The sequence below is a fragment of the Streptococcus sp. KR genome (genome assembly GCF_002238115.1).
Lineage (GTDB): Bacteria > Bacillota > Bacilli > Lactobacillales > Streptococcaceae > Streptococcus.
Map to the genome: position 1 here is coordinate 1 of NZ_NGVM01000190.1, position 367 is coordinate 367.

At 45.0% G+C, this 367-nt stretch carries 1 pseudogene; it reads right to left on the reverse strand.

Annotated elements, in window-relative coordinates:
- A pseudogene (locus CBI42_RS11555) lies at positions 1-367 on the reverse strand (toprim domain-containing protein); the annotation flags it as partial.

Sequence of the window (367 nt, forward strand, 5' to 3'; positions counted from 1 at the left end):
AACCATGTTGCATCTTCAGGAGAGAGGTGACTGGTATCAGGAAAGTGACTTGATGCTTGAATTTCCTCCGTTTGCTCCAGCTGTTTTTCCTGCTTCAGGATTTCATTCCAGTCTGTCTTCTCCTGGCCCTCACGTTTTGGTGGTCTTGCATCGACAACTGGGATTTTTTTCTCCCGTAGTTTCGTCATAAAGTCTGTACCTGCTTTATCACGATCAACTGCCAGTGTGATAAGATTATCATATTTGTGATCTTGGAAAAGCGTAGAGGTTTCCGCTGCAACAGATAGGAATCTCGAGGTACGTGTTAGTTCGCTAGACTTGGTATAATCCCTTTCATCCATCGCAATCTCCCCTCGCTCCTGCAAAA